The sequence below is a fragment of the Paenibacillus sp. TAF43_2 genome, assembly GCF_052113545.1.
Taxonomy (GTDB): domain Bacteria; phylum Bacillota; class Bacilli; order Paenibacillales; family Paenibacillaceae; genus Pristimantibacillus.
The window spans coordinates 1-23966 of sequence record NZ_JBFRDK010000097.1; the positions used below are offsets into that span (position 1 = coordinate 1).

26 protein-coding genes and 1 pseudogene are annotated in these 23966 nt (G+C 39.6%); 17 read left to right on the forward strand and 10 right to left on the reverse strand.

All coding sequences use genetic code 11. The features are described from left to right. Nucleotides 1-74 precede the first annotated feature (74 nt). From AB4Z17_RS19940 to AB4Z17_RS19950, 3 genes and pseudogenes are all read left to right on the forward strand, one after another. Nucleotides 75-461 (forward strand): annotated as a pseudogene (locus tag AB4Z17_RS19940) (manganese catalase family protein); the annotation flags it as partial. A gap of 157 nt (nucleotides 462-618) precedes the next feature. Next, nucleotides 619-1185 carry a helix-turn-helix domain-containing protein gene (locus tag AB4Z17_RS19945; RefSeq protein ID WP_441961597.1) on the forward strand — a complete coding sequence of 189 codons (567 nt, stop codon included), beginning with the start codon at nucleotides 619-621 and terminating at the stop codon, nucleotides 1183-1185. A 220-nt stretch (nucleotides 1186-1405) separates the two neighbouring features. Further along, entirely contained in the window at nucleotides 1406-2641 is a 1236-nt protein-coding gene (locus AB4Z17_RS19950) for a CynX/NimT family MFS transporter (protein WP_441961599.1), read from the forward strand. A gap of 306 nt (nucleotides 2642-2947) precedes the next feature. Here AB4Z17_RS19950 and AB4Z17_RS19955 read toward each other — a convergent pair whose 3' ends face one another. Next, nucleotides 2948-3916: a copper amine oxidase N-terminal domain-containing protein gene (locus AB4Z17_RS19955; protein ID WP_441961601.1), complete on the reverse strand. Its 969-nt coding sequence runs from the start codon at nucleotides 3914-3916 to the stop codon at nucleotides 2948-2950. A 419-nt stretch (nucleotides 3917-4335) separates the two neighbouring features. On the opposite strand from AB4Z17_RS19955, the gene AB4Z17_RS19960 reads away from it, so the two are divergent. The 4 genes from AB4Z17_RS19960 (at nucleotide 4336) to AB4Z17_RS19975 (ending at nucleotide 7413) form a co-directional block, all read left to right on the forward strand. Beyond that, nucleotides 4336-5124, forward strand: a complete 789-nt coding sequence (locus AB4Z17_RS19960) for a hypothetical protein (protein ID WP_441913449.1) — start codon at nucleotides 4336-4338, stop codon at nucleotides 5122-5124. Nucleotides 5125-5237: 113 nt separating this feature from the next. Beyond that, nucleotides 5238-5855, forward strand: a complete 618-nt coding sequence (locus AB4Z17_RS19965) for a hypothetical protein (protein WP_441913447.1) — start codon at nucleotides 5238-5240, stop codon at nucleotides 5853-5855. A 165-nt stretch (nucleotides 5856-6020) separates the two neighbouring features. After that, a complete protein-coding gene (locus AB4Z17_RS19970) occupies nucleotides 6021-6638 on the forward strand; it encodes a hypothetical protein (RefSeq protein ID WP_441961603.1) in 618 nt (205 codons plus the stop codon). A 205-nt stretch (nucleotides 6639-6843) separates the two neighbouring features. Beyond that, nucleotides 6844-7413, forward strand: coding sequence for a dihydrofolate reductase family protein (locus tag AB4Z17_RS19975; RefSeq protein WP_441961605.1), 570 nt, complete (start codon nucleotides 6844-6846; stop codon nucleotides 7411-7413). A 192-nt stretch (nucleotides 7414-7605) separates the two neighbouring features. Here AB4Z17_RS19975 and AB4Z17_RS19980 read toward each other — a convergent pair whose 3' ends face one another. Together AB4Z17_RS19980 and AB4Z17_RS19985 are read right to left on the reverse strand one after the other, a co-directional pair. Further along, nucleotides 7606-8010: a hypothetical protein gene (locus AB4Z17_RS19980; protein WP_441961607.1), complete on the reverse strand. Its 405-nt coding sequence runs from the start codon at nucleotides 8008-8010 to the stop codon at nucleotides 7606-7608. A 304-nt stretch (nucleotides 8011-8314) separates the two neighbouring features. Beyond that, nucleotides 8315-9094, reverse strand: coding sequence for an alpha/beta fold hydrolase (locus tag AB4Z17_RS19985; RefSeq protein ID WP_441913811.1), 780 nt, complete (start codon nucleotides 9092-9094; stop codon nucleotides 8315-8317). A gap of 325 nt (nucleotides 9095-9419) precedes the next feature. Here AB4Z17_RS19985 and AB4Z17_RS19990 point away from each other — a divergent pair, with 325 nt between their 5' ends. The 4 genes from AB4Z17_RS19990 to AB4Z17_RS20005 all read left to right on the forward strand — a co-directional run bounded on the left by AB4Z17_RS19990 (nucleotide 9420) and on the right by AB4Z17_RS20005 (nucleotide 11994). After that, complete coding sequence (locus AB4Z17_RS19990; protein WP_441884508.1) at nucleotides 9420-9902, forward strand: DUF2975 domain-containing protein; 483 nt, start codon at nucleotides 9420-9422, stop codon at nucleotides 9900-9902. Nucleotides 9903-9912: 10 nt separating this feature from the next. Then, on the forward strand, nucleotides 9913-10131 hold the full coding sequence (locus AB4Z17_RS19995) for a helix-turn-helix domain-containing protein (protein WP_441961609.1): 219 nt from the start codon (nucleotides 9913-9915) through the stop codon (nucleotides 10129-10131). Nucleotides 10132-10604: 473 nt separating this feature from the next. Further along, nucleotides 10605-11021: a DUF7674 family protein gene (locus AB4Z17_RS20000; protein WP_441913818.1), complete on the forward strand. Its 417-nt coding sequence runs from the start codon at nucleotides 10605-10607 to the stop codon at nucleotides 11019-11021. Nucleotides 11022-11550: 529 nt separating this feature from the next. Continuing rightward, nucleotides 11551-11994 carry a hypothetical protein gene (locus tag AB4Z17_RS20005; RefSeq protein WP_441961611.1) on the forward strand — a complete coding sequence of 148 codons (444 nt, stop codon included), beginning with the start codon at nucleotides 11551-11553 and terminating at the stop codon, nucleotides 11992-11994. Between the two features lie 252 nt (nucleotides 11995-12246). Here AB4Z17_RS20005 and AB4Z17_RS20010 read toward each other — a convergent pair whose 3' ends face one another. Continuing rightward, entirely contained in the window at nucleotides 12247-12603 is a 357-nt protein-coding gene (locus AB4Z17_RS20010) for a DUF6713 family protein (protein ID WP_441961627.1), read from the reverse strand. Nucleotides 12604-12644: 41 nt separating this feature from the next. Here AB4Z17_RS20010 and AB4Z17_RS20015 point away from each other — a divergent pair, with 41 nt between their 5' ends. Both AB4Z17_RS20015 and AB4Z17_RS20020 read left to right on the forward strand, forming a co-directional pair. Next, nucleotides 12645-13319 (forward strand): hypothetical protein, encoded by a 675-nt coding sequence (locus AB4Z17_RS20015; RefSeq protein WP_441961613.1) that lies wholly within the window; start codon nucleotides 12645-12647, stop codon nucleotides 13317-13319. A 136-nt stretch (nucleotides 13320-13455) separates the two neighbouring features. Then, nucleotides 13456-14013 (forward strand): DUF4362 domain-containing protein, encoded by a 558-nt coding sequence (locus tag AB4Z17_RS20020; protein WP_441961615.1) that lies wholly within the window; start codon nucleotides 13456-13458, stop codon nucleotides 14011-14013. Between the two features lie 163 nt (nucleotides 14014-14176). On the opposite strand, the gene AB4Z17_RS20025 is transcribed toward AB4Z17_RS20020, so the two are convergent. From AB4Z17_RS20025 to AB4Z17_RS20035, 3 genes are all read right to left on the reverse strand, one after another. Further along, nucleotides 14177-15133, reverse strand: coding sequence for an MBL fold metallo-hydrolase (locus tag AB4Z17_RS20025; protein WP_441961617.1), 957 nt, complete (start codon nucleotides 15131-15133; stop codon nucleotides 14177-14179). Between the two features lie 150 nt (nucleotides 15134-15283). Further along, a complete protein-coding gene (locus AB4Z17_RS20030) occupies nucleotides 15284-16228 on the reverse strand; it encodes an alpha/beta hydrolase (protein ID WP_441961619.1) in 945 nt (314 codons plus the stop codon). 112 nt (nucleotides 16229-16340) lie between these two features. Continuing rightward, nucleotides 16341-17189, reverse strand: a complete 849-nt coding sequence (locus AB4Z17_RS20035; RefSeq protein ID WP_441961620.1) for an SDR family oxidoreductase — start codon at nucleotides 17187-17189, stop codon at nucleotides 16341-16343. A gap of 193 nt (nucleotides 17190-17382) precedes the next feature. On the opposite strand from AB4Z17_RS20035, the gene AB4Z17_RS20040 reads away from it, so the two are divergent. Together AB4Z17_RS20040 and AB4Z17_RS20045 are read left to right on the forward strand one after the other, a co-directional pair. Further along, a complete protein-coding gene (locus tag AB4Z17_RS20040) occupies nucleotides 17383-17748 on the forward strand; it encodes a MerR family transcriptional regulator (protein WP_441961621.1) in 366 nt (121 codons plus the stop codon). A 254-nt stretch (nucleotides 17749-18002) separates the two neighbouring features. Next, entirely contained in the window at nucleotides 18003-18518 is a 516-nt protein-coding gene (locus AB4Z17_RS20045) for a hypothetical protein (RefSeq protein WP_441961622.1), read from the forward strand. 85 nt (nucleotides 18519-18603) lie between these two features. Here the strand turns inward: AB4Z17_RS20045 and AB4Z17_RS20050 are convergent, their stop codons facing one another. Continuing rightward, nucleotides 18604-20340: an Imm51 family immunity protein gene (locus AB4Z17_RS20050; protein ID WP_441961623.1), complete on the reverse strand. Its 1737-nt coding sequence runs from the start codon at nucleotides 20338-20340 to the stop codon at nucleotides 18604-18606. Nucleotides 20341-20525: 185 nt separating this feature from the next. On the opposite strand from AB4Z17_RS20050, the gene AB4Z17_RS20055 reads away from it, so the two are divergent. Continuing rightward, nucleotides 20526-20954: an NUDIX hydrolase gene (locus AB4Z17_RS20055; protein ID WP_441961629.1), complete on the forward strand. Its 429-nt coding sequence runs from the start codon at nucleotides 20526-20528 to the stop codon at nucleotides 20952-20954. A 203-nt stretch (nucleotides 20955-21157) separates the two neighbouring features. On the opposite strand, the gene AB4Z17_RS20060 is transcribed toward AB4Z17_RS20055, so the two are convergent. Then, nucleotides 21158-22219 (reverse strand): NAD(P)-dependent alcohol dehydrogenase, encoded by a 1062-nt coding sequence (locus AB4Z17_RS20060; RefSeq protein WP_441961624.1) that lies wholly within the window; start codon nucleotides 22217-22219, stop codon nucleotides 21158-21160. A 143-nt stretch (nucleotides 22220-22362) separates the two neighbouring features. After that, nucleotides 22363-22746 (reverse strand): MerR family transcriptional regulator, encoded by a 384-nt coding sequence (locus AB4Z17_RS20065; RefSeq protein ID WP_441911906.1) that lies wholly within the window; start codon nucleotides 22744-22746, stop codon nucleotides 22363-22365. 218 nt (nucleotides 22747-22964) lie between these two features. On the opposite strand from AB4Z17_RS20065, the gene AB4Z17_RS20070 reads away from it, so the two are divergent. Continuing rightward, nucleotides 22965-23966, forward strand: a 1002-nt coding sequence (locus tag AB4Z17_RS20070) for an MFS transporter (RefSeq protein ID WP_441961626.1), incomplete at its 3' end; no start/stop codon positions are given.

Genomic DNA, 23966 nt, shown 5'->3' on the forward strand with positions numbered 1-23966 from the left:
GGAAAAAATCTTATAAATTGTAAATCGAAAAGCCTTACTGAGTATAGGAAAATCATCACTGTTAATTACAATGTACCAACGAATTCGCTCACTTGGAAATGATTTCTACAATGATCTATAAATTAACAAAAGATGCTGCGCCGGATCAATTGAAAGCGGCGGGACTCGGTGCACATTATGTGGCTCACGACAGCGCCTTGTTTTATGAGAGTGCAGGCGGCGTACCGTTTACGGCTACCTATATTCAAGCCAAAGGCGATCCGATTGCGGCTCTGTATGAGGACATTGCGGCGGAAGAGAAGGCGAGGGCTACATACCAGTGGCTAATTGACCTGACGGATGACGTGGATTTGCAGGATAGTTTGAAGTTTCTGCGGGAGCGGGAGATTATACATTCACTGCGATTCCGGGAAGCGGTGGAAATACTTAAGGATAAGCGGGATGAGAAGATATTCTATTAGAGGGAACCTCTCTGCAGGGTACTGCGGGGAGGTTTTTTTGTTTGGCTACAGAATTTTGAATAGGAGTGTAGTCCACCATCTAATACTAATTGTGTGGAAAAGAGTCTAGATAAACAGTATACTAGCAATAATTGTTTTTTGTTGAGGTGAATATCAAATGGATGAAATCGATGAATCAAAACAGCTTGTATTACAAATCGGCGGTGCCTTGAAAAAGTACAGAAAAGAAAAAAACATGAGCTTAGACGAATTAGCGGAATTAACGGGTGTAAGCAAACTTACTCTGGGGAATATCGAACGTGGCGATACAAATCCAACTTTGGCGATTATTTGGAAAATTTCAAAAGGCATGTCTTTACCGCTATTGGCCTTGTTGAAATCAGAAGAGCCTGTTAGTTTGTATCGAGCAGGAGAAGGACTGCGGTTTTCTAATGATCAAAAAAATTGGATCATTGAACCAGTCTTTAAACACACAAGCAACGATATTGAAATGTGTCGGGCTTACTTACAGCCAAATAGCTCGTATCACCCTGAAGGTCATCATGCGAATACAACGGAAATTGCGACAGTAATGACGGGTTCCATTGAAATTCAAGTCAATGGAGAGGTTTACACATTGAATCAATTTGATACGATCAGTTTTCGTGCAGATTGTCCTCACTCTTATACCAATCATACGAATAGCGAAACAGTGCTCCATATATGCTTAAAGTATGATTTTTAAAAGTCAGAAATCCTACTTATTTAATACAACTCCGAATTCCATGAAGGGAATTCAGAGTTGTATTTTTGTTTTCAGATGATTTTATGTATATTATACAATACCACTTGTTAAAAATAGTATACTATAATATACTTTTGTTATTCGCGCGGATGTTATTTCTTAGTTTTTCAATCAGTAGGAAACAAATTATACGTATAAATTCAGGAAGGAGAAATGAAGAATGTCGAACAAACAAAATAAAAAAGCCGTACCATCTTCTATAGGACTGATAATTCTCGGCATTATTGTTATTGCAGCTAATTTACGTGCTCCTTTAACCTCAGTCGGTCCTTTAGTGAGTTTCATAAGGGATGACGTTCTTATTTCAAATACATTAGCCGGCCTGATAACAACGGTACCTTTGCTTGCCTTTGCTTTATTATCGCCACTAGTACCAAAATTAGGACGAAGGTATGGTGTTGAACGTATCATTTTGATTGCCCTAATCTTTCTGACTGTTGGCATTGTAATACGTTCTTTATCTGGCATAGCTAATTTGTATATTGGGACAGCAATTCTTGGATTCGCAATTGCCATATGTAATGTATTATTGCCAAGTTTAATCAAAAGGGATTTCCCAAATAAAATTGGCTCCATGACAGGTATTTACTCCATTTCAATGAGTTTATTTGGAGCAATCRCATCGGGAATCAGTGTACCGCTAGCTGTGAACGCAGGTCTAAAATGGCAGGGAGCATTGGGAATATGGGGGATTCTAAGCTTTGTATCGATTCTCTGTTGGCTACCTCAAATAAGAAATCAAACGAAGCAAACAACCACGATGAGTCAACAGATAGCCATCAATGATGTGAATGTTTGGAAATCCCCTCTTGCCTGGCAAGTAACCTTGTTTATGGGTATACAGTCCATGGTTTTCTATGTGTTGATCGCATGGTTGCCTGAAATTTTAAAGCAGCAAGGAATTGACTCAAACCAATCAGGATGGTACCTCTCGATAATGCAGTTAGCTCTGCTTCCATTTACTTTTATTGTGCCCGTTATTGCTGGGCGCATGTCTAGTCAACGTTTGTTAGTGGTCATCATAACCATTTTGCTTTTGACGGGAACGCTCGGACTTCTATACGGAAGCTCCAATATAATTCTGTTATGGATCATAATACTCGGAATTGGTGGAGGCTGCGCCTTTAGTTTGTCCATGATGTTTTTCGGTTTACGTACTGAAAATGCGCATCAAGCAGCGGAACTGTCTGGCATGGCGCAATCGATCGGATATCTTCTTGCCGCAATCGGTCCTGCCCTTATAGGATTTCTGCATGATTTGACAAATAGTTGGAATCTGCCACTTTTCATTCTGCTTGGCGCTTCGGTCTTACTCTTTTTAGTCGGTATAGGAGCAGGAAGAAACCGTTTTGTAGGTAGCCGAAATAGTTACGAACTGCCATTGAAAGGACGATGAATAGGTTTGACAAAATTATTGTGGCAATTGATAAAGCTGAAATAACGAACAAACTCCTCGATGCAACTGTTGAAATAGCCCGAAACAAACTCTCAAGTTACCTTGGTTAATGTCAGCCAGGAATATGTATCGAAGGTCTTCAGCAGCTAAATTGGCGTTCGTTGATTATCATTGAAAATGGATAACCGTTAAGAAACAAAAAACTAGGGCCCAAAAGTGGCCCTAGTTTTTTACAAGCGTCAATCATGATCAGCTCAATCGATTAAATTAGCAATGAATTGACTCCTAATTGAAAAAAAGTGAGTGTTAATTAGATTCTATGAGTCCAGCTGTTATTAAATCTTCAATGTTCAAATACATGGTTCCTTTGTATTTCTTAACACGAATGTCACTTAAAGTAAAGTCGCCATCCGTCGCCTTTTTGTATTCCGCTGTCAAATTAATATCCAATCTGACGATTTCGAAGCCGACATATTTGCCTATCGTAATGATGTTGGCATTGCTATTGCCCAGTTTGCTCACGCCTTCGATTTCAGACAGCATAGATAATGAAATCCATCCCTTGCTCATCAGAGGCGGCAATGCTTCTTTATTCTCTGCTGCTTCTACATAATTGGCGTCAAAATAATCCGGATATCCTTTATACCCTGGTAGTTTGGATTCCTTCTCTGTTGGTGGCGCACCAACAACACGGAATTCAGGGAAATTTGCAATTGTCTTGGTAATGGAATCGATCTCGGCTAACTCTTTTTGGGTATTCAGGGCGTTGGTTGCAGCGGGACCAAACGATATCACTCCATCAGCACTGAAAAATATCGGGATACCGTCGATCGAATAAGAGGCCCCTTTAAAGGATGGACTATTAACTTGAATCACATTTGCTTCTGCAGACCAATAAACGGAGTTACCTGTTGCTTCCCCAACGATTCGAATTGGGATGTAAGTGTTACCATTTTGCGTAAAGGGTGCTGCTTGCAATGCTTTCTTCTGGCCGTTCACAACTGCTGTTTTGTTGCCAATCGTAAATGTAATCTTTAAATCATCCTTTTTGCCCGTAACTTGTTTAAGTTTTGCATCATAACCGATTTCCATTTTCAAATTTCCAAATAATTCTCTGAAGGGAACGAAGGAAACTCCATTCTTGCTTACTGATTTAGATTTGAGCGGGACTCCATCTACAAAAATATAAGCTCCTTTATTGGCTGCTGATACAGGAATAACACCTATACTGAACAATAAAACGCAAATCATAGCAGTAATCGACAATCTCTTCAAAAAAACGCCTCCAGAACTAGTTTTTATTTCCACTATTTACTATCTTACTATCATTTGGAACTCTGTCAATAAAAAAGATAGTTATTTTGTCGAAATGTGACCCAAGTATTCAATGTTCTTTCGAATTCCCCCAAATGAAGAGGCTAACCCAATTGCAGCTTAAGCTCATCAATCGTTTCACATACTTTGGGCTGTCGGTCGGTTCACGATCTCAGCATGAAAACGCATCTACCACGCAAAATTATGCTCAGCTCCGCGGAGAGTGTCGGAGAGAACGTTAGCGCTGATTTTTTTTAGAATTTAGTTAATCAGGTTCAATAGTTAACGGGCAGGATAGTTTATAGGTAAATATTTACATAATAACAAGTGGTCGGTATAATTTAAGAGTATTGAGCAAACAGCCAAAGGGGTGTTTTTAATTGGAATTTGGACTTTCCCATAGAAAGTTTAACGTCAAAAGACCAGGGTCTCTTGTTAGTACAATTACCGGAGTCTTAGAACATCTTTCGTCATTGTATGCGAATATTGGTGAGGTCAGAGAGAAAAATGGCATTTGGTCTTTACCAGAAAGCACACCAACATGCACTACATGTAACGGTACAGGTACTGTCCTTGGTGATATTGATTCAAGTCGTATGGTCGCAACTGAACTCTCGCTTAAAAAAGGAGCTGTGCTTTTATGGGCGGGTACTAACTGCGGACCTGTTGTAAAGATTAGAGAACTGGCTAAAATGATCGGGATTGATTTTGAAAGCCCACTGGTTGAGCAAGATAAGCAATTTACTGATATTTTACTTTATGGATATGATAAGGAACCTGTAACATACGTTTACAAGAAAAGGGAACATAAAAACTATTATCGTGGGTGCGTTTTCGATTTGAAATATATGCGTGCTGCAGGAACAACTAGTAAAGGAAACCTTTGGGCAATAAAATTATTCTCCGAACATGGAAAGTGTCCAAATTGTACCGAAAGCTTGTTGGAACAGGAACGCTTGGTTATGGGGAATTCCCTTTCAAATGTGTTGAGAATGCCGATCTCAGAATCACTATTAGTTGTCCAGAAATTACGTAATTGCCTCGACAAACAAGTATTAGATAATTATTGCGAATTGATTAATGATCTGGAATTGCGTCTATCATATCTAAATAAAATTGGTCTAAAGTCTCTTTCGGCTTTCGATGTTAAAGTCTTGGTGAATCCGTAAATTGGTTAAGCTAACGGGCAGAATATCGCAACTTCCAAATACTGAAATAAAATAAGTAATTGGCGAGTTTACCACCATACATTTACAATTGAGTACTTTTAAGGAGTGAGAAAATGAGTGTTTACTCGAAACGTATCAGAATAATCATTCTTGGTGTTGTTTTAACCATTTGCGTAGTGGGAGGTACTATGGTGTTTCAAAGCGATGCTAAAAACACGATTAATCAGAGCCTCACAAATCTTCCTAGCTATCCTGAAAATGAAAATGGACAGACATACGGTTCTGCCAATGAAAGCACTTCCGTTGAAATGCAACCTGACTTAATTTTTTCAGGAAGTGTGAATGGCATTGCAGGGTATTTACTGAAAAAAGATTATCTCGGTGAACTTAGTCGTAATGTCCCACTATATGATGTTGATGGAGTAAACATAATTGGTTCTTTGTATATTAGCCCTAAGAATATGAACTATCCTAAAAATAAAAACGGACAGACATATGGTTCTGCTGCAGATGCCACATCCTACGAAACGGGACCTGATTTAATTAGTGCAACAGGTATGGATGGCACTGCGGGATATTTGCTAAAGAAAGATGTAGACGGTGAGCAGCCTAAGACACCCGAAGAAGCTCTAGCTATACAAAACAGTAGACCCCCAGGTGGTTATGATATCCCGCTATATGACGTTGATGGTAAAACCGTTATTGGTGTCTTTTATATTGGAGGCAATTGATAAAAAAGTGTCTTTCAATTGTTAAGTTAACGAGACACGATAGTTCAATACCGAAAGGGCTGCCGCTTGGCAGCCTTTTGTACGATTAACGGGCAGTTTAATTTAATTCTCATGGAATAAAAATGGTATAATATTATGGAATAATTTTGAAATTGGATGTGGAAAATGGAGGTAGATTTCTCAGCTGTTTTTAAACATTCATTAGATGTTACAGCCATAGAAGTTTTTAAAGAAGAGATTGTTAAAGGAATAAGATTTCCTAAAGTTGTAAAGTGTATGAAAGAAGTTAATTTTCATAACCCGCATCTTGACAGACAATGGTTATTAAATCGTGATCGTATTAGTGAATCATATAACATTGAGCCATTTGATCCCGTGCTAATAGGGGATGAAGAATATGTTGAGCTTGGAGGCCCTGGTGGGTTTCGATTTATATTTAATAAGTACATCTGTGAGTTCAGTCCTTGTTTTAGGTGGCATCAATTTATAGAAAATCAAGAGTTGCAACTTGAACTAAGGGCAATATGCCAAGAATTTGCTGACTACTTCGGTTATAACTTTGCAATATATATGGGAGATAATTATTGTGCATTAGATTATGTTTTTGAAGGTCGCAATATGGATTATTATAAAGCCAAGCTTATGAGTAGATTCGGTAAAGCTAAATTATCTATCGGGGAATTAATACAGAAAACTAATAGTGGATGGGAATCAGAAGGCTATTTTATAGATGATTTTAACGATTTGCAACGTAATTCATTGAGCTATAACGGAGAACGATAGTTCAACGGACCATAGAGCAGTTAGCCGAATGGCAGCTGCTTCTTTCTAATTATGCTAACGGGAAGATACACAACATTTTTGTCTTCAGATTTCCGCTTGACCCTTACGTAACGTAATGATTTATAGTGAACGTAAGAGAAGGATGAAACACAGCCTACTGCCAAGAAATCAAACAACTAAATTCGAAATCGGAGGAGAAGCAAACATGAGAAAACTCGTATTGTTCATGCATGTATCACTGGACGGGTATGCGTCAGATTCAAACGGAGGACTAGATTGGATTCCGTACAACGAGGAATTAGAGAAATACGCTGAGGAAGTCGTAGCCGAAGTCGGCTCTCCGGTATACGGACGAACGACGTATCGGATGATGGAGAGCTACTGGCCCTCGGTGCTGGACAATCCGGATGCGTCGAGGCACGATATGGAGCATGCCAAATGGCTGCAGGATGTGAAGAAGATCGTCATTTCCGACTCGATGGACATTGTTGAATGGAACAATACGGTACTGATCAAGGACAATATTGCAGATGAAATCAAGGCGCTCAAGGAGCAGCAGGGCAAAAATCTCGTTATCTTCGGCAGTCCGGGGGCGGCGAAGACGTTGCTTGAACTCGGCCTGATCGACGAATTCCTGCTGACGATTTGTCCAGTCATCTTGGGCGGCGGAAAATCAGCATTCCATGGCGACGGTGAGAAAATCAGACTCAAGCTGCTGTCCAGCCGAACGCTCAAGTCGGGCATTATCGCGGCCCGCTATGAGTTGGAGAAATAGCTCTGCCGTGCAAGATGTTCTACTAACGGATAACGATAGTTGAAAACTAAAGGGCTGCCGCGTGGCAGCCCTTCGTCATTACGCTAACGAGCAGCATTGCTATTAAGACATACGAGGTTTGAGTAACAAAAAGACTCCTTCACTTCTTCTACGTTAATTGTTGGTGTCTACATCAAATAATTCAAACATGAATTAGACGCTCAATAACTCTTGCCGCTCTAATCTTTCCACCTCATCATCATGTAAAGCTGCTCGACGCTTTAGGAGCTCATATGTCTCACTCCACTCGTCAGGGTACCTCGTCCATTGAATTCGCTTATACAATTCTTCTAGGGCAAGCTCTACTTCATTTCTAAATTGTTTCCATAGCTTCTTAGCTTTGTAATAGTCACCGTTATTACAAGTAGCATTCACTACGTCATAACAAAGTTTATCTTTTCTGAAAATCTCCATACTGATTTCATCAACTGTAAAAAGAATTTCTTTTTTGAGTTTGGCGTCATTCTCCATAGTTGCGATCATTTCAGCCATAATAGAAGTTATATTGGGATTATTTTGAGCTGAGTGATTCATACATTCAGTGAGTTGGATAGTCATAAATTTTTCCCTCCTAGCAACGTTCTGTTACCATTCTGGTTTTATATAATACTTTTCGTTAGAAGGAGGTTTTTTTAGTCACTAAGCAAGTGAAGACAGCTACTGGTAATAAAAGGGGGAGTGAACATAATTAATGGATGAACATGCACTTGATGGTTGAACTATCGGGACACGTTAGTTAAACACAAAAAGAGCAGTTGCAGAGGGCAGCTGCTCCTTTTTTGATTACGCTGACTGGCAGATTTGCTCCATTATCGGGCATTATCGGACTATATTTAGGGGGAGCGATGGTTAATTCGAGGCGTTATGCAAAAGAAGATAATAGTTGGTTGAATCTATCACGCTCCTCCAAAAAAGGGCAATGACCGCTGTATTGAAATGAAACTAATTGCGAATTTTTAATCAGCTTATTTGTTTCCTGAGCTTGTGTAAACGGAACGACTTTATCATGAATTCCATGAATAATTAATGTGGGCACATCGATCTGTCCAAGATCGTTGTATACATTCTCGTCTCTTAGCGTGACCATAATAGCGGAAGTCGACCAATTGGCAGCTTGTAAACCCATTAGAAAGAACCATTCGGATTTTGGTTCAGAAATGTACTGAAAGAAAAAAATCTCCGTTTGGTTTTGCAGCATTTTCGGACGGTCATTGTTTGTTTCTTCGATGATTTTATTCGTAAATTCTTTGGGAACGCTTGATGGAGACGCAGCGTCAATCAGGACGAGTTTAGATACCCCGTACCCTTTGTAACGAGCCATATAACGAATTGAGATTGCGCCTCCGGTAGAGTGTCCTGCTAGTATTATGTTTTTTAACTGTAACGCTTCGATGACCATACGAAGATCATCTGCTAGTCTATCGAAACCGTAACCGTCGAATGGTTTATCCGAATTGCCGTATCCTCTCCAGTCCATTCCGATACAACGATATCCGAGCTTGGGAAGGTAATTGAACTGATATTCGAACTGATTATGGTTTAGCGGCCATCCATGAATAAAAAGTATCGTTTTATTTCCCATAGGATTGATGTCCTCTATAAATACTTTTACGCCCGGTTCCACAGTAACGAAGTATCCCAAGTGTATCACCTCAATTTTTTAAAATGCACTTCCCCATTAAGATATTCGCCCAAGGCAAGGTGAATGCCCAATTTCGGCGTCAAATTAGGTTTAGTTCGTACGTAGAGATTTCTGAGGAATAGCTTGAGTAAAATCAACTTTATTAGATCATTGAGCTAACAGAAAGTTTTGTTGAACAAGTTGCAAATTTAACATTTTAAAGTAAGAGCATTTGTTTGTAATGAGAAATGCTTTTTATTTTTGTACAAAACGATATTATTTTATCGTAAAACGATAAAATTTGTGGTAAAGTAAAAACTGACATTAAACAAGTGAGGTGCAGTTTATGAAACGAGGAAAAACACTCTTCTTGAAGATAGCTGTTATTCTTATTGGAATCCCAATCCTTGCTATGTACATATTTTTAGTGCCTAAGATTGGGAATTTTGCTGGAGAATTGTATCCAGAAAAGGCTTATATGAAATCTCTCGTCTTAATCGATATGTACGCAGCGGCGATTCCTTTTTATTTTGCTTTGTATCAAGCTTTTAAACTTTTAAGCTATATTGATAAGAATCAAGCGTTCTCGGAATTATCGGTAAAAGCTTTAAAGAATATAAAATACTGTGCCATCACAATCAGTACCTTGTACCTGCTAGGTATGCCACTTTATTATCTCATGGGGAAGAGAGTTGACCCTCCAAGTTTCATACCAATGGGATTGGTCATTATTTTCGCCTCTATGGTGATCGCCGTTTTTGCTGCTGTTCTCCAAAGACTTTTACAAGAAGCTATTAATATAAAATCAGAAAATGATTTAACGGTCTGAGGTGGAGCATATGGCAATTATTATTAATATTGATGTGATGTTAGCAAAACGAAAAATGAGCGTAACGGAGCTTTCGGAGAGGGTTGGAATTACTATGGCTAATCTTTCCATTCTGAAAAATGGGAAAGCAAAAGCGGTTCGTTTATCAACATTAGAAGCGATATGTAAGACTTTGGATYGTCAGCCAGGTGATATTTTGGAGTACAAAAGCGACGAAGACACTCCATAAAAACAGACAACAAATTTATTTAACTACGAGAACGATAGTTCAACGGACCATAGAGCAGTTAGTCGATGGCAACTGCTCCTTTCTCGTTATGAAGGGCAGGATAGCGTAACCTTTTATCGCAGATAGAGTCTAAATTATTACATATTCACGATTTATAAACGAGGTGAGCTAATAATAGAATGAAAAAACGAATTTTACTACTTGTTGGTATTCTTGTGTTCTTGGCAATTATCGGCGGTATTACATTGCATAATTTTGCTAAAAACCTAGGCGAAAGTTACAATCAAATAGGTTAATGGGAAAAGAGGGCTTACAAATCCTGGCGTTAAGCAAACTGGAAACGATAGTTGAATAATAGACATTGAAGAGCAGGTACTACGGTATCCTGCTCTTTTTATTAAGTTAACGCGCAGGATAGTTGAGTAAACGTAAGGAAATACATTAAGTAAATTTGTCTGCAAGGGAATGAGTAAATGATGAACTTAACTTACAAAAATATCGTTCAAGAGATGCTAAAAATAATTCCTCAGTTGCTACCGTTTTACGAAAAAGAGCTTGAGGGTTTATGGAGTAAAGAAGGTGAGATACCTCCGCATGTAGCTTTTGGAAATATATTGAATCCATTTTTAATGAACCAGCTTCAAAAACAACAATTAACAATAGAGGATGAGCAATTACTCGTAAGAATCTTTATTTTTCTTGAGAACATGGCATTAAGTAACGACGTTGAAATTAGTAATGTAGTTTGCGTAACCGTTATGGCTCGAATAGGTGACGATATAAACGTTCTTAAAAATGCCTTAAAGTATGTAGGAAATGAAACAAGAAGATTGTCTAGGGAAGTTGAGACGTTATATGGAAGAAAAGTTAATCTAAATATCTTGCAGTAGTTTGATGGGATTGAACTAACGGGACACAATAGTTCAAACATGATATGTCGGCAACGGGTCATATGATCGGTTGCCCTTTTCATTGAAGTAATGGGTAGTTATACATAACTACAAATATGTTTAATATATGGTAAAATCATCTCATAAAGTAAGGGGGAGGAGACAAATGGAATTTTTCATTATAATTTTAGCTGTAGGATTCATCTGCTTAATAAGTTATCTTCGAGCAATACATATTTCTCTTCAGAAAATTATCAAAATAATGTCAAGTGAAAAAGATAAATAGACAACACCAAGAATGTAATTCCTTGAGATAAGTGATTAAGCTAACGGGACACGATAATTCAATAACACACACATGGATGAGCAGGCCTGCAGCGCCTGCTCATTTTTTTAAGCTGACGGGCAGAATAGCGCCACAATGCGAATTGACATAAAATCATGGTAATGATTCGGAAAACAGGAAGGGAATATTATAAGAATCCATATCATTGGTGGTGCTGGAAGTGGTAAGTCGTACATATCAGCATTGTTAAGTCAAGAAATCAATATCCCACATTACGATTTAGACGATATTTTTTGGGAAAATGATGCAGATGTTTATGGCGTAAAAGCTTCGGAGGAACTGCGAGACCAAAAGCTTATAGAAATCGTAAATCAAGATTCTTGGATCGTTGAAGGTGTATACAGATCTTGGGTAGAACCAAGTTTTTCAACTGCGGATAAGATTATCGTTCTTATGCCATCTTTGTCTGTCCAAGAGGCAAGAATATGGAAACGATATGAAGAACGTGTTTCAGGAGTTGCCGTAAGCCAAAAGCGGGAGACTTTCGAAGGTGTCAGGAACCTGATTGAGTGGAATAAAAAATATAATTCGGAAAAGCTACCCCATTTTATTGAAAATTGTGAGTATAAAGAAAAAATCATTACTGTTACCGATAATTTGGAAATCCTTGAGTTGTTGCGAAATTGAACTAACGGGTAACGATAGTTCAATAAAAAAACGGAAGCAGTCGATCACAATGATCGGCTGCTTCATTACACTAACGGACAGGTTTGAGCAATGAAAAAGCTGCTTGGATACTGGGGCAGTGATACGGAATAATTGCTACTGGGTCAATTTATTATATTTTCAAAAAAAGCCATGGCTGCTCCTCCCATTACATAAGCCAGATGCAAGTTATTTGAGAGGATCGATACCGGAGATACCTTTCTTGTATAATCGCTAAGACCTAAGTGATAATAATAAATGAATAGCAGCAAGAATTCCCATCGGATAGATGATTAGACGAGAGAATGTATTTTTAAATTCGTTGCGGGAGTACTTTTCGAAAAATAAGTGCAGGATCGCATGGATCATGAGAAAGATGTTTATCACCCAAAACGTAATCGTCTGATATTGGCTAAAAAGTAAAGCGAGTATGATGGTGTACAGGGGGAGATGGATAAGGGTGAACACTTTATAGGCTTTTGCATCATCCATATCTTGTAGAACGAAAAATAGTTTCCATTCCGATCGTAGAATTGCATCCATTTCGTGCAGGAGAAATGGAAATTTCGTGAAGCTCGTAAATAAGACGATCTAGGAAATTCACTTAAAAACTTTTGTTATGGAGGTGTCTCATGGAGGATGAATTAAATCTCATAGAGGATGAAATAAAGCGAATTAAGAATAATCAATCGAAAATAATATTCTATTTCATGCTTTCGATTGCAATAATTGGATCAATGATAATATTGCTTCTGAATATCTATCGCTTTACTTTAGCTGATATCCTCACTTCTTTTTTTTCGCCATTTATTGAGATACAGGGTTATATTATTTTCTTGATTTGTTCACTGATTGTTTTTGTGTATTTTGTCGTAAGTAAATCCTTCAATATGGCAAGAAGAGGAATACCTTTTTTGTTGAATCTAATAATTTTTTTTTTGGTGTTAATTGTTCCTTTTACCTCAATAGTTTTAGATTTAGATTATCGCTTTAATAAGGAAGAAAGAGAAGCTGTAGTTCGAATGGTATTGGATGGCACACTGAAACCGAATGTATCTGATAATGAAAAATTGATTCGTTTGCCAGAGAAATATAAGAAACTTTCCAAAGGCAGTGGTGAGATCGTGGTTCAAGGATACGGACAGAGCGATCAAATTCTTTTTTTTGCCTATCGTGGAATATCAGGTAATATGGCTGGATTTATTTATACCGCTAATGATAGCGCCCCTGATGAAATGCTTTTTGGCGGAGACTTTATGGRAGTGAAAAAACTGAATAAGAATTGGTATTCGGTTAGAGCTACGTAAAATGGATTTCATATATGTTCACGCACCAGATCATTTTCACCGATCCTCATTCAGCAGAGGCATTTCGGGTTAACGGATATATACGACTGAAACAATCGTACTCGATATAACGTTCTTAAATGTGAGGTGATAATTCATGATCAAATGGATGTTAACATTAGCGGCAGCATTAGTGCTGCTAGCGGGCTGCAGTGAGAAGTCGGGCAGATCTAGTGACAATATGACTGATCCTACTACTGCTCCTGCTCCGGGGGAGACGGTTACGCCATTAGCGAAGCCGGAGGCGTTCCCCGCTGTGTCCAACCCTTATGATGCTGACCAAGCAGCGGAGAACGGCGATGTCGTGAACGTTCATGGGAAAATGTACAATCTCGACAAGTGGAAGCTGTTTCTTGCGAATCTAGATGTTGGCGTGCCGGATCAAGTGCGTATTACGCAGTATACGATTGAAGGTGACCCGATCTTCTATGAGCTAGTCTATGACGGGGCTGAAGTTATTACGTATACGTATGACAACTCGCGTGACGGGTTCGGCAGCAATGCAGGTCGTCCGAGCACGTTGTGCCGAGGCATTGAGCTTGAGGAGGACAAGGAGCTGGGCTCCCATTACAAGCTAACCGGATGCGATTCTGAAACCAGTAATACGTTCTGGTTTACGAACGTAGAGTCGGAAGCTGAGCAGGGCAGCCAATAAGAACAATATACTCTTTCTTCATTAAGCTAATGATGAGCAGGCACTGCGGTAGCCTGCTCGTTTTATTAATCTAACGGTTGTTATGCTTGACAATATACTGTGAATTCATTAAATATTTTCGATAAAAATGATTTGTTAATTTTTCGAATTCCCATAAAACCATCTATTTTCTCCACCAAGCGCTTGTCGGAAATACCTTTGAGGCTAGCATAACAGTTTCGCCGATTTTTGGAGTTGCGATATTTACCTTTTGTTCTAATGCTGCTTTCGTGACCCGTTCTATGGGTTCGGTCCAGTAGTGGAAGGCTAGCGTGAACGCTCCCCAATGAATGGGAAACAAGAGCTGTCCTCTAAGATCAAGATGAGCTTGCACCGTTTCTTCAGGCTTCATATGAATCAAAAACCTCTCGTCGTATTGCCCGCATTCCAAGATTGTCAAGTCAAACGGTCCGTAAGTTTCTCCGATTTCCTTAAAGTGGGGCCCATAGCCGCTATCTCCGCTAAAGTAGACCTTCGTTTCGCCTCCGATGATTACCCATGAACACCACAGTGTAGAATTGCGGTTAAATAGCCCTCTTCCGGAGAAATGCCTCGCCGGCATACAAGCTAACGTAAGATCATCAATCACTAGCTCTTCATACCATTGGTGCTCGGAAATTTTTTCTGAAGCAATTCCCCATTTAAGCAAATGCCGACCTACTCCTAATGGTACGATAAATCGATTAACTTTGTCCTTTAGTTTACGAATTGAAGAATAGTCCAAATGATCATAGTGGTCATGGGATAAAATAATAGCATCAATTTCGGGGAAATCCTCTGGCTGAAGTGGTAGTTTATCGCTGTATCGTTTCGCACCAACCCAAGGAATTCGAGAGCCCAGCATGGGATCAAAAAGAAGTTTTTTATTCTCTATTTCAAGTAGAAACGCCGAATGGCCAAACCAAGTTATACGTGAAGCATCAGGTATAGTAATTTCGTCTGCTAACCGAAAAGTCTCTACATCAATATTGGCTGTAGGCTTTAGTTTCGCAGTTAATAATAGAGTATCCCTTAATAAACTGAATATTTTTGTTAAGCCCATCCTCATATCTGTCGGAATCTGATTTTCATATTTTTTCATGGATATCCTCTTTCGTTCCTAAATCATCTTCGCTGCCATATTCATATCAATTCTATCAGGATCATATTTTTGATAGAATTGATATGCTATGATTGCCTCCTACGTGTCGATCCTTTAGTTAAACTTTGCTTTTAAAACCTATCCAACCGATCATTTGTGTAGGGCGCGCTTTAAAGCCGTATGATAACCTATCACAATACTCTGGCTGATTTCAGCGGCAGGGAAATATTCTTCAAAGCCGTGAAAACATCCGGGATATAAATGAAACTCTGTTGGTACTCCCGCCTGCGTAAGCCTTAATACATAATCGATAGTTTCATCACGAAACGGATCTAAGTCGCCAACGCATGTGTAAGTGGGTGGAAGTCCTGACAAATCTGTTGCACGCGCTGGAGCAGCATATTGCGATACTTCACCTATTTCCCCTAAATACATTTTCCATGCCAATTGGTTTTTTGTTTTGTTCCATACTCTTTCATCTGTTATTTCATTACTTGATTTAGTCATGTTGCGATCATCAATCATGGGGTAGAGGGGCATTTGGAAAAATATAGAAGGACCCTTTCGATCTCTTGCCAAAAGGGAGACAGCAGCTGTTAGTCCACCTCCGGCACTAGGTCCGACTACTGCAATTCTAGTTGAATCAACCCCTAGTTCCTCAGCATTTTCAGAGAACCAATTGAGTGCAGCATAGCAGTCTTCGAGTGGGGCTGGAAAAGGATGTTCTGGAGCCAGTCGATAATCAACTGAAACAATGACGCAATTGATTTCGGATACTAGTTGCTGCAAAGTAGGGTCCATCATATCAGCAGATCCAAGAATATAGCCGCCACCATGAATATATAGTACACCAGGAAGGATTTCATCCTTGACTCTTGGTTCATAAATTTTGATCCGAACATCTGGATCCCCGTTTGCTCCTGGAATATGTTTCTCTGATGTTAAAACGGCATCATTAATGGGCAGAGATCCAGCTATACCAGCAAACATCTCATACATTTCGTTCCTTTTTGCAACTAAATTCTCTTGGGYATATATGACTTCCGGCATATGTGAAAAAATTTCTTTTATTTCCGGGTTTACTTTTTTCTCCACAATCCAACCATCCTTCGGTTATAGTTTTACGAAAGCGTTTCTCAATGTCCACTCTTTACTTTAATCAGGCATGTATCGTGCTCATCATTTTAAAGCTTAGGTTTATTAAACATTAATTTTCTTGCCTATTTCTCCATGCTGTTTGCCCCATTAGTTCACGTATGGTAGTCATGTACGTTTCTTCCGACGTGGTCCATCTGAGTCTGGCAGTTTCTTCTGCATCTGGACCTGCAAGAAAACGTAATTGGTCAGACTCATCGCTGACAGCAGCGTAAATCTGATCGGCAACCTGGTTCTCATCTGCATTGTCAAATGGATAGTTCATCATAGATTGCATCATGTGATCAAAATAAGGCTTGTACGATTGTGGAAAGGACGCATCTTGGGATGCGGACATGGTGTTTGACGCAAAGCTCGTCGTTCGCATGGCTCCTGGTTCCACCAGTTTGACAGAGATATTTTGCGATTCAAGCTCGTACGCTAGGGATTCCGACAATCCTTCGATTGCATGTTTTGTCGCGGTATATATTGTCAGAAGTGGATTTGACGTAAAGCCCAAATTCGAAGTGATATTTACAATGGTTCCGCCGTCTTGCCCTCGAAAATAAGGTGTAATAGCCTGAATGACGTTTATGGTACCGAAGACATTGGTTTCAAAAACCCCGCGGATAGCATTCATAGGTGTTGTTTCAAGCACCGAGAGGATACTAACGCCAGCGTTGTTTACAACGGCATCTATCTGGCCAAACCGCTCAATCCCTGCCTCAATCGCGGACGATATACTAGCAATATTTGTGACGTCGAGCTCAGTTACAAAAATTCGTTCGGGATATTCCGCTGTCAAACTATGATCGGGTTTGCGCATCGTCGCAACCACGTTCCACCCCTCATGTGCAAACTTCCTGGCTGTAGTATTTCCTAATCCAGTCGAACATCCTGTAATCAACACCGTTTTTATCATAGGACAATCTCCTTCAGATATTTTATTGTTATTCAATCTTAGAATACTCGGTTAAAGTGGCTCTAAGTCAATTCCATATAGCTACTCCTTATTGGTAAAGGATTGTAATTGACGCGTTGTAATGTCTGAATATAAAATAGGTTAGAGTAACTCTAACTACACAGGCGGTGTATGATATCATATGGGTTATACTATGAAGGAAATTTCGAAAAAAATGGGCATTACTCCCTACACTCTTCGTTTCTATGAGAAAGAAGGCGTTTTGCCAATTGCTGACCGAGACGCGAATGGGGTTCGCATGTTTAATGAACACTACATCGACTGTATTGAGACGGTACAAGCCCTGCGTTCAACAGGTTTACCACTAGCAGAAATAAAACAATATGTTGAGCTGTATAAGATGGGGGATAGTACTTTGCAACAAAGGAAGAAGTTGCTGGTACTTCAGAGAAGCAAAGTAGAGGATCAAATAACACTTTTATTAAAAACAATGGAAAAGATCAATTACAAGCTGGCTTTAATCGATGCCCAAGATAATAAGTTTGCAAAGCTGCCATAATATGAAGGTCAGTTTGAATCGTATCCTTTTTAAAGCATAGTGGAATTCATGGTACAAAGTGGAATCGACTGGATATTACAAATCCAATCGATTATCAAGTACTAACTGATAGAAATGATCCGGAATATGAACTAACTGAAAGCAAATCAATCAATTCAGAACATTATTTAGATTATTTTCATGGCCAACTCGTAGTTTCACCTGATAATAAATGGATTGTTGATAATGGATGGGTGTGGCACCCTGCGGGGTGTGTGACAGGTTGGAGCATTCTGGAATGGATAGAAAATCGATGGGAATCGGAAGATGGAATGAGCAAAAAAAATCTCTGGAGTGGAAAAGAGGATTGGAACGATCCATTATGTTGGGTAAGTGATAACGAGATTGGATTAGTAGGTAGAAACAATTATGATTTCATTGATGAGGATGAGCCACATGGGTGGATTTTCAGAGCGATTAATCTGGAAACAGGAAATGTAGCTAAGGAGTTTCCAATATCGTCAGGTAATATTTTTATGGATACATATTTGTTCTCTTGTTTAAAGGAAACAGGAATGAAAATATATGATATAAATAGTGGACTTGTACTGTTCGAAGACGAGAAAATAAATCCATGCAACTATCATCATAAATCAAAAGAGTTTATTGGTTTTGATAATGAAAAAATAATGATCTATAAGTTAATCGAAGAAGAATGTAAAGCAGCTAACACAGACACATCTGAGAGGCTTAGTTCGTCGGATAGCAGTAAATTAAGAGGCAGCCGATGACAACGATCTGCTGCCTCTTGATCGTAGACCTAACAGTGCTAAAAGTAAATAATAATTCATAACTGGAATTGTCCGAATGATTAGCTCAGTCCAATTCTGCGCGAGTGAATAGATCGTAAATAAGCACCTCATCCTCACAGGCGAATTTGAACGCCCATGCGAACTGTTCTAATGCGGGTCCATTATTCGAGTAGGCACAGAACATATCTGCTTCCGGGTCAAAATGGATCGTTTCCGCGAGTTCCGGCATCCGCTCATTCAAGAACACCGCCGCCAGTGAAGCCCAATCGTAACCGTTGCCTTCGAACCCCTCGTCCGCCCGGGTGTCGAATAGTTCGACTAAATAGCTGCCGACCGTCAGAATGACAGATTTGCCGCCATTATTTTGTTTCACGATGGTAAAGGGGGCCACATCCTTCGTGCCTCCTGCAGCTGACAATGAATGTGCAGCTTCTGCTTCCGCTGAAAGCTTTGCTATAACCGCACTGCGTGCCTCGTCCGTGAAGCGGAGAACCTTGTTCTCCTCAACGATAAGACCTTCCGCGATCCGCCCATCCAGCCAATCGCTGATGAAGCCAGGAGCGTACCCTCCTTGGCTGAATTCACCGCCGAAAGCGATCATTTGCTCATAGGTATCCAGATACTGCTGACGGCTGGTAGTCGGGTAAGCGTTGGTGTATAGCCAGAACTGGACATCGTACATGAGATGAGACCGCTCATCCGCATGAAATGAGAAATGGTTCTTCTCCTGGACGATCCGGGTACAGACACTGCGTATTTTGGACTCCAGCCCGTCAACCTCAGAGGCCAGACCGCAGAGTTCCGCGAGCAGCGGAGAGAATTTTCCTTCAGCTACTTTGCGCAAATCGTTCTCTTTATCTTCTTCAGTAGTGTCGTAATCCTCATCATTCACCAGACCACGGATGAACGACTCGAAGTTGGGTGCCAGGAATGTGATCTCGTAATCATCTTCCTGATCGACATGAATGACTTCAGGTTCGCCGTCCTTCCCACAGCGACGGTAGTCCAGCATCACAACATCGTGCCCTGCCGAAGGGCAATCACAGATTACCACGCCGATATCCGGATATCCCCATTCTTCAATCATGAACGGACTGCCGAGATCACCGCAGATAGAGTAGCTTTTGTCGCGTCCGATCCCCATAATTCCTGTTATAGCAATATGATCCACAGCCCAAGAGGTAGCTTCATCTGTCGGAAAGGATGTATTATGGGGAATGCCGCCGTTCTGATGCTTCATCAGTGCGATGTAGGCTGCCGGTAGCTTATAGCCGAGTTCTTCTTCTACAGAAGAAATCAGCTCATCTGTAGGCGGATCAGAGACATATTGTTCTCTAGCATAGTTACTGTCTTCCCAGAAGCTGTCGAGATCCATACCTTCAAAAGGGATCGCTCCCTGGTCTTTCTTTTGTTTGCTGAGTGTGCGCTGGGATTCAGCTTTTTGTTGTTTTTGCCATTTGCTATGGCTCCAGTCTAACAATCTGGCTGAATGCTGATCATTAGGATCCAGCTCTAGCGCGGTGCTTAGCACGCCTGCCGCTTCCTCATACCGCTTCATATAATAGTAGGAATAGCCTACGCGAAAATACCACAACGGATCATTTTTTCCCTGGTCAGCAATGATAGCAAACTGTTCCAGTGCTTTTTTATACAAACTCAGATTGTTATAAGCCCGACCCATGCTGCTGATTATATCGTAATCTCTGTCCGCTGGAGGAATCTTCATCAGAGTATCTACGATCTGCTGGTGTTCGTCGTCTTCGTGCCACTGCAATATCTGTGCGCTTAGCTCTTGTTCCATCGTTGCCGTCTGCCTCCTAAGTAAAATATGATTTTCTCTATTTTACCAGAGAGAAAGCTATGAATGGAAATGTTTAGCGTCAAGTCAATACGCAGTCTGCGTCGGTCAGCCCCAAAAGGGCAGTATACAGCCATAGGAAATTAGTGGTAATCTAGTTTTGTTATTTTAAAAAAGGGGAGGACGAAATAGTGGCTCCAAAACATATAGTTTCTGCGGCAACAATTGTAGTTAATGAGTGTAACGAAATATTATTGATAAAAGGACCTAAACGAGGTTGGGAAATGCCAGGAGGGCAGGTTGAAGAAGGTGAATCATTGAAAGATGCAGCGATAAGGGAAACAAAGGAAGAGAGCGGTATAGATATAGAAGTGACAAAGTTTTGTGGTATTTTTCAAAATGTAAGTAGTAGTATTTGTAACACTTTATTTTTAGGTAGACCGGTCGGAGGAGAATTAACAACTACCGCTGAGTCTTTAGAAGTAGGTTTTTTTCCAATCGAAACAGCATTAGAGATGGTAAGTTGGGGGAATTTCAAGCAAAGAATTGAGCTTTGCTTAAATGAAGAACTTCATCCCTTTTATGTTGAATTTTCCATTCCGCTTAATGATTGTTAGAGTGACATAAGTTTTTTCCGTCGGAACTAAGGGTAAGTATGCTTTATTGGTCGTTGAACGAACGATCTTAGTATGACACGGTGTTACAAAGTCTTGAAGTTGGTAATCAAATAGCAAAAAGCCATCGTTTTGATCAAACTAAACGATGGCTTTTTTTCTTTTCATCAGGTCCGGTTTAAGTGGATATAAAGAATCATTGCGAGTTATAGAGTAGAAATGTCAATAACGAACCGATACCGCACATCACTTTTGAGAACACGTTCATACGATTCTTCGACTTGGTCTGCACTTATCACTTCAATCATAGGGGAAATACCGTGTTCAGCTGCGAAATCAAGCATTTCCTGTGTTTCACGAATTCCACCAACGAGTGAACCTGAAATGCTGCGACGACCCATAATTAAGGAAAATACATGATACTTATCTGGTTCGGCTGGCGCACCAACATTTACAAGTGTCCCATCAACGCGCAGTAGTGATAAATACGCATCAACATCCAGATTTGCAGACACGGTGTTTAAGATCAGATCAAAACGACCCGCTAATTCTTTAAATGTAGCAGGTTCACTTGTAGCAAAGTAATGATCTGCGCCAAATTTCAATGCTTCTTCTTTCTTATCAATAGAGCGACTCAATACTGTTACTTCAGCACCCATGGCATGAGCAAATTGGACAGCTACGTGGCCAAGACCTCCCATTCCGACAATGGCAACCTTCTTACCTGGGCCAGTATTCCAGTGTTTTAAAGGAGAGAATGTCGTAATGCCAGCACATAATAGAGGACTTGCCACATCCATATCCAGACCGTCTGGGATACGGACAACGAACCCTTCCTTTACAACGATTTTTTGGCTATATCCTCCGTATGTCGGATTACCTTCATAGTCTAGACCGTTATATGTGTTGACTACACCCTTCGTACAATATTGCTCTTCTCCACTGAGACAATATTCGCATTCTCCGCAGGAATCTACAAAGCAGCCAACGCCAACGCGGTCGCCAACAACAAACTTGGTGACTTCTGTCCCTACTGCTTCTATGACTCCGGCAATTTCATGACCAGGAACCATGGGGAATATTCCGCCGCCCCATTCACCGAATGCACTGTGAATATCAGAGTGGCAAATGCCGCTAAACTTAATATCTATTAAGATATCGTTTGGCCGTAAATCTCTTCGCTCAATAATGATCTTTTCAAATGGCGCTTTTGCACTTGGGACACTTAGAACACGTGTCGTAGAAATGTTTTTATGATTATTACACATAATAGATAATACAATCCTTTCTTTTGTAAATAATAAGTTGATTGAAGAAGTAACTCGGATCAACTTTTTTTAATAGCAAGATTAGCTTAATCCTTAATGTGGACTTTAAGGCAAGGGCTTTTTGAAAATTATTAAAAAAGTTCTTATTTAAGATTTTCTTTGTAGTACTTCTTTTCTAATACATCGTAGTATTCTATTTTCAAATCAATTTTTATAAAAGCGTTATCCAAGTCTCGTTGTTTCTCCATCATTTTTTCTTTATGCTTTTCAAATATCTGTTTGCGTTGCGAGGCTGTGCTATCTCCTACTTTTGTTAACTCCACTATTGCACGTAACTCTGAAAGAGGGATGTCAGTTTTCCGTAAACATACAATAAGCTCTAACCATAATAAATCTGCTTCGTTAAAAATACGATTTCCATTTTCATCCCTTTTTATAAAAGGTAAAAGACCTTCTTGTTCATAATATCGGAGTGTATGTGCAGGCAAACCTATCTTATCTGCTGCTTCTTTGATATGAATTTCCATTTGAATCCTCCATAAATCCTTATAATTATTTTGCTCTTATTAATGTGATCATCAGTTAGGTTTTATTATAGACCTTAAAGTACACTTTAATGCAACAGCGCTTTCTCATCTTGTTCTAGTGATTTTAGAATATCGCTTGACTTAAAGTCGGCTTTAAGAGTTATTGTTGCTTTGCTTTAGAAATAGTAAAGATACAAGGAAGGCTGGAGATGCTTTTTATGGATAAACGAAGTAATTTGCTTATATTTATATTGGCGGTAGGAGTTTTCGGTATTTTGAATACTGAAATGGGTGTTATTGGTATATTGCCTTTGATTGCTGATTATTATGATGTCAGTGTATCAAAAGCTGGATTGTTTGTGAGTCTCTTTGCACTTGTGGTTGCAATTTCTGCTCCAAGCATGCCGCTATTGTTTTCAGGAATAAATCGCAAAAAGGCAATGTTACTTGTACTTGGTGTGTTTGTTTTGGGTAACTTAGTCTCGATAATTGCATCTAACTTTACAATTGCATTAATTGCTCGTGTGATTCCAGCTATTTTTCATCCCATTTATTGTTCAATGGCATTGACGGTAGCTGCTAACTCAGTAAGCAATGAAAAAGCTCCAAAAGCTGTTTCCAAAATAATGTTGGGAGTATCAGCAGGTATGGTACTTGGTGTGCCAATTACTAGTTTTATAGCTAGTGAAACTTCGTTTGAAATGGCCATGTTATTCTTTGCTATCATTAATGCTTTAACATTCCTTGCTACATTGCTATTCGTACCATCTATGCCTGTTAAGGAAAGACTCACTTACGGATCACAGTTAAGTGTATTAAAAAATTCCATTACTTGGATTTCCATTGCCGCAGTTGTTTTTATAAATTCAGCAATATTTGGGGTTTACAGTTACCTAGCTGAGTATCTTGAAACCATTACTAATATTTCAGGGAAAACGATTAGTTTAATGTTAGTAGTATACGGTGGGGCAAATGTTATTGGAAACATTGTGGCTGGGAAGTTGCTTACTAAAAATGCCATCAAAACAGTAGCAATTTTTCCTTTCACATTAGGAGCAGTTTACATCTTGTTATTCACATTTGGACAGTTCACTGTACCTATGGCTATCATTACTTTGGTTTGGGGAATATTAGCTGGTATTGGAGGTAATATAGCTCAATATTGGATCACGTCCGCAGCTCCCAAAGCTCCTGATTTCGCTAATGGATTATTTTTATCA

Coding starts and splice junctions, on each gene's coding strand:
- AB4Z17_RS19945 (WP_441961597.1), top strand. CDS start 619: ATGGATGAAATCGATGAATCAAAACAGCTTGTATTACAAATCGGCGGT.
- AB4Z17_RS19965 (WP_441913447.1), top strand. CDS start 5,238: ATGAGTGTTTACTCGAAACGTATCAGAATAATCATTCTTGGTGTTGTT.
- AB4Z17_RS19970 (WP_441961603.1), top strand. CDS start 6,021: ATGGAGGTAGATTTCTCAGCTGTTTTTAAACATTCATTAGATGTTACA.
- AB4Z17_RS19975 (WP_441961605.1), top strand. CDS start 6,844: ATGAGAAAACTCGTATTGTTCATGCATGTATCACTGGACGGGTATGCG.
- AB4Z17_RS19980 (WP_441961607.1), bottom strand. CDS start 8,010: ATGACTATCCAACTCACTGAATGTATGAATCACTCAGCTCAAAATAAT.
- AB4Z17_RS19990 (WP_441884508.1), top strand. CDS start 9,420: ATGAAACGAGGAAAAACACTCTTCTTGAAGATAGCTGTTATTCTTATT.
- AB4Z17_RS20000 (WP_441913818.1), top strand. CDS start 10,605: ATGATGAACTTAACTTACAAAAATATCGTTCAAGAGATGCTAAAAATA.
- AB4Z17_RS20020 (WP_441961615.1), top strand. CDS start 13,456: ATGATCAAATGGATGTTAACATTAGCGGCAGCATTAGTGCTGCTAGCG.
- AB4Z17_RS20025 (WP_441961617.1), bottom strand. CDS start 15,133: ATGAAAAAATATGAAAATCAGATTCCGACAGATATGAGGATGGGCTTA.
- AB4Z17_RS20035 (WP_441961620.1), bottom strand. CDS start 17,189: ATGATAAAAACGGTGTTGATTACAGGATGTTCGACTGGATTAGGAAAT.
- AB4Z17_RS20040 (WP_441961621.1), top strand. CDS start 17,383: ATGAAGGAAATTTCGAAAAAAATGGGCATTACTCCCTACACTCTTCGT.
- AB4Z17_RS20050 (WP_441961623.1), bottom strand. CDS start 20,340: ATGGAACAAGAGCTAAGCGCACAGATATTGCAGTGGCACGAAGACGAC.
- AB4Z17_RS20060 (WP_441961624.1), bottom strand. CDS start 22,219: ATGTGTAATAATCATAAAAACATTTCTACGACACGTGTTCTAAGTGTC.
- AB4Z17_RS20065 (WP_441911906.1), bottom strand. CDS start 22,746: ATGGAAATTCATATCAAAGAAGCAGCAGATAAGATAGGTTTGCCTGCA.